The 6,368-nt window shown below is 38.5% G+C and carries 7 protein-coding genes; all 7 read right to left on the reverse strand.

Going from position 1 to position 6,368, the window contains the following annotated elements:
• Nucleotides 1–118 precede the first annotated feature (118 nt).
• Entirely contained in the window at nt 119–607 is a 489-nt protein-coding gene (locus LIZ98_RS16470) for a flagellar protein FlgN (protein ID WP_227140289.1), read from the reverse strand.
• An 81-nt stretch (nt 608–688) separates the two neighbouring features.
• Nucleotides 689–952: a flagellar biosynthesis anti-sigma factor FlgM gene (gene flgM, locus LIZ98_RS16475; protein WP_227140290.1), complete on the reverse strand. Its 264-nt coding sequence runs from the start codon at nt 950–952 to the stop codon at nt 689–691.
• An 84-nt stretch (nt 953–1,036) separates the two neighbouring features.
• A complete protein-coding gene (locus tag LIZ98_RS16480) occupies nt 1,037–1,456 on the reverse strand; it encodes a TIGR03826 family flagellar region protein (protein WP_095142559.1) in 420 nt (139 codons plus the stop codon).
• Between the two features lie 197 nt (nt 1,457–1,653).
• The gene (locus LIZ98_RS16485) at nt 1,654–2,376 is read right to left on the reverse strand and encodes a ComFC family protein (protein WP_227140291.1); all 723 of its coding nucleotides are present in this window, start codon (nt 2,374–2,376) and stop codon (nt 1,654–1,656) included.
• A gap of 51 nt (nt 2,377–2,427) precedes the next feature.
• On the reverse strand, nt 2,428–3,924 hold the full coding sequence (locus tag LIZ98_RS16490; RefSeq protein ID WP_309240470.1) for an ATP-dependent helicase ComFA: 1,497 nt from the start codon (nt 3,922–3,924) through the stop codon (nt 2,428–2,430).
• Nucleotides 3,925–4,735: 811 nt separating this feature from the next.
• A complete protein-coding gene (locus LIZ98_RS16495) occupies nt 4,736–5,578 on the reverse strand; it encodes a DegV family protein (protein WP_108898731.1) in 843 nt (280 codons plus the stop codon).
• Nucleotides 5,579–6,024: 446 nt separating this feature from the next.
• Nucleotides 6,025–6,198, reverse strand: a complete 174-nt coding sequence (locus LIZ98_RS16500) for a hypothetical protein (RefSeq protein WP_227140292.1) — start codon at nt 6,196–6,198, stop codon at nt 6,025–6,027.
• Nucleotides 6,199–6,368: the final 170 nt, after the last annotated feature.

The raw sequence follows: 6,368 nt of genomic DNA on the forward strand, positions 1-6,368 counted from the left end.
TACCTAATTATATCAAGCAATGCTTAAATATTACTGTGTGCGAAAGTTGAGTTATTTATAAAACTAAGCGGCAACGTATTTTTTATAAAAATAGAACTGTCGTGTTTTTATGAAAGTTTTACACTTGCGAATTAAATAGAGAGCGTACTTCAGTTGCATTTGTGGACTTATCCTCTGCTTTTGGTCCGTAATTCATCGCATTTGTTCTCGGCTGAAATAAGTTTAAAGAATAATTGACAAATTGCAAAGACTGTTTGATTAGTTCCTGATTTAAATCATTCTGTTCCTTTATCTTTAGTAAAATATTTGTAAGTTGGCGGAACAAGTCTTCGAGAATCGGTTTTTGTTCAGATTCCGCTAATTCGATACAGCTACTTATCGTTGGAACTTTCTCCCTTTTCGGGAACCGTTTTTGCAAATCCTTAATCCGTTCATTTTCTAATACAGAAATGGCTGTAATATGTTTTTGTTCTTCTTTCATTATTTGGTTGAGGGATGAAATATCATTTGTTTTAATCATATCCACTTTTCTTACAGCCAATTGATATAAACTCATATATAATGTTAATTGTTTTTCCAGTATTGAAATCAAAGAATCAAATTTCATATCCCTCACCTTTTCCGCTTGTATTCTTTTGCTTCTGTTTGACGTGGTGCCCATCGTCATTTGAAATTAGCAAGCTCCACTTTATTTTTTATTAACATAGTAATTGTATATACTTTTAGCCAATTCTTGATGGTCGATTTTGTACGTACCATTCTGAATCTGATCTTTAATATGAGCGATTTTCTCCTGTCGGGCAGGATCCGTTTGTTGTTGCAACTTTAATGCTTCCGAAGAAATTTCAATTTGGTCGTTTGTTTTTGCCGCTTTTTTCTTAACTGTTTCCGTTTTTTGCATTTCCTGCATATATGGATTTAGACCGGATGGACCGTAATTTGTAATTTTCATACCGTATCCCTCTCTTTCCATCGATCACTTTGTTAATTTTTATATCGGCACTTTCTTCAATTTGTTTAATCGAATTTGATTCTTTTAACTGCGATACTTTTCGTCGATTGCATAATAGGTAATGTTCTTTTCTGCCAGTTCCTTTTGTCGCTGCTGTTCTTTCTCAAAAACTTCAAGTTCATTTCGGAAATTTTTCGCACAGTCATCACATAGTTTTCCTTTTTGAATCGGTCTTCCACAACTTTCACAAGGGTAGCCGAGGTTTGGAAAATGAACTAAGCGGATGCGGCCTTTTTTAATGAACTTCATAATCAACTCTTCCGGCACCCCTGTTTCCTCAACAACTTGGACCATCGAAGCTGTCCGGTTTTGTTTTTTCTTTAAAAAATTGTTGACTTTATCAAATGCCTCTTCCTCTTCCTTATAACAGTTGTCACATATGTCACGAATTGAATTTTTTACATACACCGCACCACAATTTGTACAATTTACCAATTCCATCATGATCATCCTTTCCAGAGTCCAAGTGATTAATCTAGTTTTATTATACTATGCTTGTCTTGAAAAAGGGCTTGACCAGATTTTTTATATTATTTTTTCAGAATTAGTTGGCTCCCAAAAAATGATCCTATTTAAGAGAAACCCTCATTATTCATTTCGTCCAAAAAGTCAATTATTCAATGTTTTTCGAAATTTTTTAATCATCCTCTGGCCAATGTCAGCGATTGAACTGTTTTTGCACCTGCCTGCAGAAGGATAACCGCAGCTTGCCGGAGCGTTGAACCTGTTGTATATACGTCATCGATTAGCAGAATATGTTTATTTTGAAAGGGCGGGGCTGCCTCCGAAAGTTGAAATACTTGCGGAAGGTGGACCCGTTCATATCTTGACTTTTTGGATTGCTTTTCCGAATGGATTCGTCTGAGAAGATTGATCGGTTCAGCCCCTGCCTCAAGCGCCAAACTATCCGCCTGATTAAATCCACGCTCATATAGCCTTTCTTCACTTAATGGAATCGGTACGAGCAAGTCATAGTCAATATTTTGTAAAAGTTGTTTCAAAGGTTGTGAAAAAATTTTAGCCATTGCATAATCGCCCCGGTATTTGAAGCGGGCAATTACTTCAGCCATAAAATCATTATATTCAAATAGCGAAGTATTTTTTTCCAGGACATTTTTCCACTTGCTTGACTGTTGCCATTTGATACAATCGTTGCATACCCCATCTTGATAAAACTTCGGATTTAGTTTATCCAGAGACCGATTGCAAATTTTACACGCTGGCTCACGGATCGGACTGAATTGGGCATAGCATTTTTCGCAGATCGGTTTTTGGTTTGGTCCAAACAGCAGTGATTCCCAATTGATCGTTGGTGCGATTGGGCTTGAACATAGCAGGCAAAGGTCGGTTTTAAAAAGTTGCATGAGTGTTTAACCCTCCTTTTTACCATGAACCTTTTTTGTGACACAACGAACTTAGCTATCGATCAAACCTTTCATCCTCGCCTGCCGATTCATTCGCAGCAATTGGTTTCTCGAACGAATCATGGCACGTGTAATCCCATAGTGAAAAAAAGTAATATCTCCCGTTGGAAATTGTGGACTTCTTCCTACCCGACCGGCAATTTGTACTAATGCACTCTCGGTAAACGTATCATCTTCAGCACCGACAACGGCCACATCTATATTTGGAAACGTTACACCTCGTTCCAAAATGGTCGTTGTCAATAATATCGGAATATCACCGGTACGCATTGCTTGAACTTTTTCTTTTCGATTCGGGTCTTCAGAGTGGACCGCTTCAATCCGTCCATCCATTTTCTGAAAATACGGGAGTGCTTGTTCCATCAATTCTATATGCGGGAAAAAGAGTAACGCTTGTTTTCCGGTTTCCAGTCTACTTTTTACCCATTGCAAAATTTTTAGAGGAATCTGGCCCTTCTTCACTTTTTCCCTCCAATTCCCGCACCATCCAAAAGAGGGAATCGGTAATGGATAACGATGAAATCTTGCCGGCAGAATCACACAATTTCTTTTCCCTCGATAACATTCTGCCTGCCATACTTCTTTCGGGGTGGCCGTTAAAAAAATGAGTGAACCATTCTTTTTTCTTGCCAGTTCCGCAGCAGTTTGCAGCATTTCATCGGCCGAATAAGGGAATGCGTCGACCTCATCAATGATTAAGCAATCAAATGCTTCATGAAACCGTAACAATTGATGAGTAGTTGCAATAACAAGCGGGCTATATCGATGTCTGTCCTCACTCCCGCCGTATAAGGATGCGATCGGAATATCCGGAAATACTTGTTGAAACCGCGGGGTTAATTCCAGAACAACATCCGTTCTAGGTGTTGCAATCGCTGTCCGTTTCCCTGATTGCATCGCTTCCTCAATGCCCTCAAACAACATCTCCGTTTTCCCTGCTCCACATACCGCCCAAACCAATAGTTCTTTCCTTTCCCTTACTGCCTCTTTGATTTTTATTGAAGCATCTTTTTGTGAAGGTGAGAGTGTTCCTTGCCATTTCAGTGATTTTTGAAATGAAAAATTGGGCGTCGGACCTGTCCAAATGATGAGCGGTGTACACTGACTGACTCTTCCCATCATGATACATTTGCGGCAATACCAGCATTTTTTCTTGCAACGGGCACAATGAAAAGAAGCAAAGAAAACTGCATCTTTATTGCCACATCTGCAACAGTACAGCCTCTTCCCGTCAAAAATGATCCCTTGGCGGTAATCGACATATCCATGCAAATAATGGTTATGAATTTCTTCCAGGGAGAAAGGAATTTCATCGAGCAACAATTTCCGCCCCGATAAAAACAATTGCAAGTTTTGGTTAAATGGAAAATTTGGGTCTACAGGAAGCGCCTTTGGTTTTGTCATATCGGTTATTCGGACAAACTCACCGCCTTCTCCCTTCACCAGCTGTTGCGGAATTACATATTCATCTTTTTTTAAAAACAACAAATCACATACCTCCTTATGTTCAAAATCGGATAGTGAGAATGGTTTTATGGTGCCGACTGATTGATTACTGATTACTTTCGGTAAACTAATAGTCCTATGGTACTGAACGATTTTTTTCACTGATTACTTTGATAAACAACAAGCTTCATCATGGCGACTGTCTGATTCACTGATTACTTAGTTAAGCAAATAGTTTCTTGGTGGCGAACGATTTCCTGACTTCTTTGGGTAAACAAATAGCCATGGTGGCGAACGATTTCTTTGACTTCTTTCGGTAAACAACAAGAGATTTTTGCTGTTTTGCAATAGGAAATAAGATTTTTTTACGGTATGGTGACAAAGCTCCTCGGTCAGTTAGGACACAAATACCTTTAATTAAGGAAATAATCTGGAGAGAGATATTTAAGTAAGTTTAAAAAGAGGATGTGGGATGATAAATCCGTTTTCCGGCATCCTATTATTAATAGAACACCGGGATGTGGGGAGGATGATCCAACTACTGGTAGTATACAAAAAATTATTGATTTGGAAAAGATATAACATTAAAAAATATCAAGATTATTGTGTGGCTTTTAATTTCTACTTTCTAGGCAATCCTGTTTTTTATCTACTGCCCAACGATTTTCTATTAAACTTAGCGCAAAGGACTGGTCTATAATTCCCTTATTGAGCTGCACATACCGGAAAATTTACAATGATTCGATAAAACAACCAACCAGCTGTTCACTGATTGGTTGTTTAACGATTATTTAAGATTGAAGCTCCGTCCCGCTTCACCGAGTCCTAAAAGAATTTCATTATTTTTCCCGGCTCATTTTTTCATCCAGCCTAAACCCATGGCACCTTCACCGAGATGGGTTCCAATGACCGGGCCGAAGTAACTTAGCGTAAACTCAACATTCGGATAAAGAGCTTCGAGTTCTTCCTTCCATGCTTGTGCTTCTTCTTCCCGATTGGCGTGGATAATGCAAGCTTGGTACTGACCACCACTTTTTGCATCTTCCCCCAACAGTTCAACAATTCGGTTCATTGCTTTTTTCTTCGTACGGATTTTTTCGAATGGAACGATTACTTTATCTACAAAATGGAGAAGTGGCTTAACTTGTAAAAGTCCTCCGATAAAGGCTTGGGTACTGCTTAGTCGTCCCCCGCGCTGCAAGTTGGTCAAGTCGTCCACCATAAAGTATGCCTTTGTTGTTGCCTTCAATTCATCAAGACGGGCAATGATTACTTCCGGCTCCTCCCCCCTCTGAGCCATTTTTGCTGCTTCTAAAGCATAGAAACCTTGTACCATACAGCTTATTTCTGAATCGTACGGATAGACTTTAATGGACTGTACCAATTGTCCGGCTGTAACTGCTCCTTGAAAAGTCCCGCTAATACCGCTTGATAAATGGATACTAATTACGGTGTCATATTCTTTTGATAATTTTTCAAACAGCTCAACAAACATTCCGGTTGAAGGTTGCGTAGTCGTCGGTAATTCTTTTTGCTCCCGCATCATTTGGTAAAAATCAGTCGCAGTTAGTTCAATTTCTTCTCGATATGATTCAGTGCCAAATACAACACTTAAGGGAATCATGTGTATCTTGTATTTTTCACGGATTTCTTCCGGTAAGTATGCTGTACTGTCTGTAACAACCGCTGTCTTCATAAACATCCCTTCCTTTCTCTTCACAATCATAATTAAAGCCTATATTACGCACGAAACATGATGAACAAAATTTTGTTGGCAGCACAGTAAGGGAAATGATTACTAATTCGGCTAAGCAAAAATCCGAACCCTTGTGCAACGCTAAATATTCATTTCGTCTGGTTTTATTTTTTAAGATTCATAATAGATTACGCTATGCGGAATTTCGGGATATAAAAAATTATAAGTGCGTTTCGTTCCTTTAAAATTAATGAGGGCAATGCTTTGAAATGTATACATAGGGAAAACTAGACGCCGCTGAAAAACAATTTGAATAAGTTCACTTACACAGAATATAGCAACCACAAAAACACCTAAATAGTCTTATAATTATTTACCACTTTTTCAGTAGCCTTTGAAAACTACCGGTTGCCGTTTTGATGAAAAACAAAATTTTATAGACAAAATTACATCCTTTTTAAATCTATACTATTCCATTCTATAAGTAAATCAATTTCCCCTGCAATTTGATTAAAATTTTTACTACAAAAAAATGTATGCGACGATTGAAAGCCAATATCGTAGCTATTTTTGGACGGGAAACTCCATTTTTTGGCGACGAGACCTTTTCTCGTCGTCACTTTTGCTCGTGAAACTCTATTTTTTGGTGACGAGACTCTTTCTCGTCGTCATTTTTGTGCGGGAAACTCCATTTTTTGGCGACGAGACCACTTCTCGTCGTCACTTTTGCTCGTGAAACTCTATTTTTTGGTGACGAGACTCTTTCTCGTCGTCATTTTTGTGCGGGAAA

This window comes from Caldibacillus sp. 210928-DFI.2.18 (assembly GCF_020554505.1).
Lineage (GTDB): Bacteria > Bacillota > Bacilli > Bacillales > Caldibacillaceae > Caldifermentibacillus > Caldifermentibacillus hisashii.

Excerpts from the sequence above, each read along its gene's own strand:
- LIZ98_RS16495 (WP_108898731.1), bottom strand. The coding sequence starts at position 5,578 with ATGAAGACAGCGGTTGTTACAGACAGTACAGCATACTTACCGGAAGAA.
- LIZ98_RS16480 (WP_095142559.1), bottom strand. The coding sequence starts at position 1,456 with ATGATGGAATTGGTAAATTGTACAAATTGTGGTGCGGTGTATGTAAAA.
- LIZ98_RS16470 (WP_227140289.1), bottom strand. The coding sequence starts at position 607 with ATGAAATTTGATTCTTTGATTTCAATACTGGAAAAACAATTAACATTA.
- flgM (WP_227140290.1), bottom strand. The coding sequence starts at position 952 with ATGAAAATTACAAATTACGGTCCATCCGGTCTAAATCCATATATGCAG.
- LIZ98_RS16485 (WP_227140291.1), bottom strand. The coding sequence starts at position 2,376 with ATGCAACTTTTTAAAACCGACCTTTGCCTGCTATGTTCAAGCCCAATC.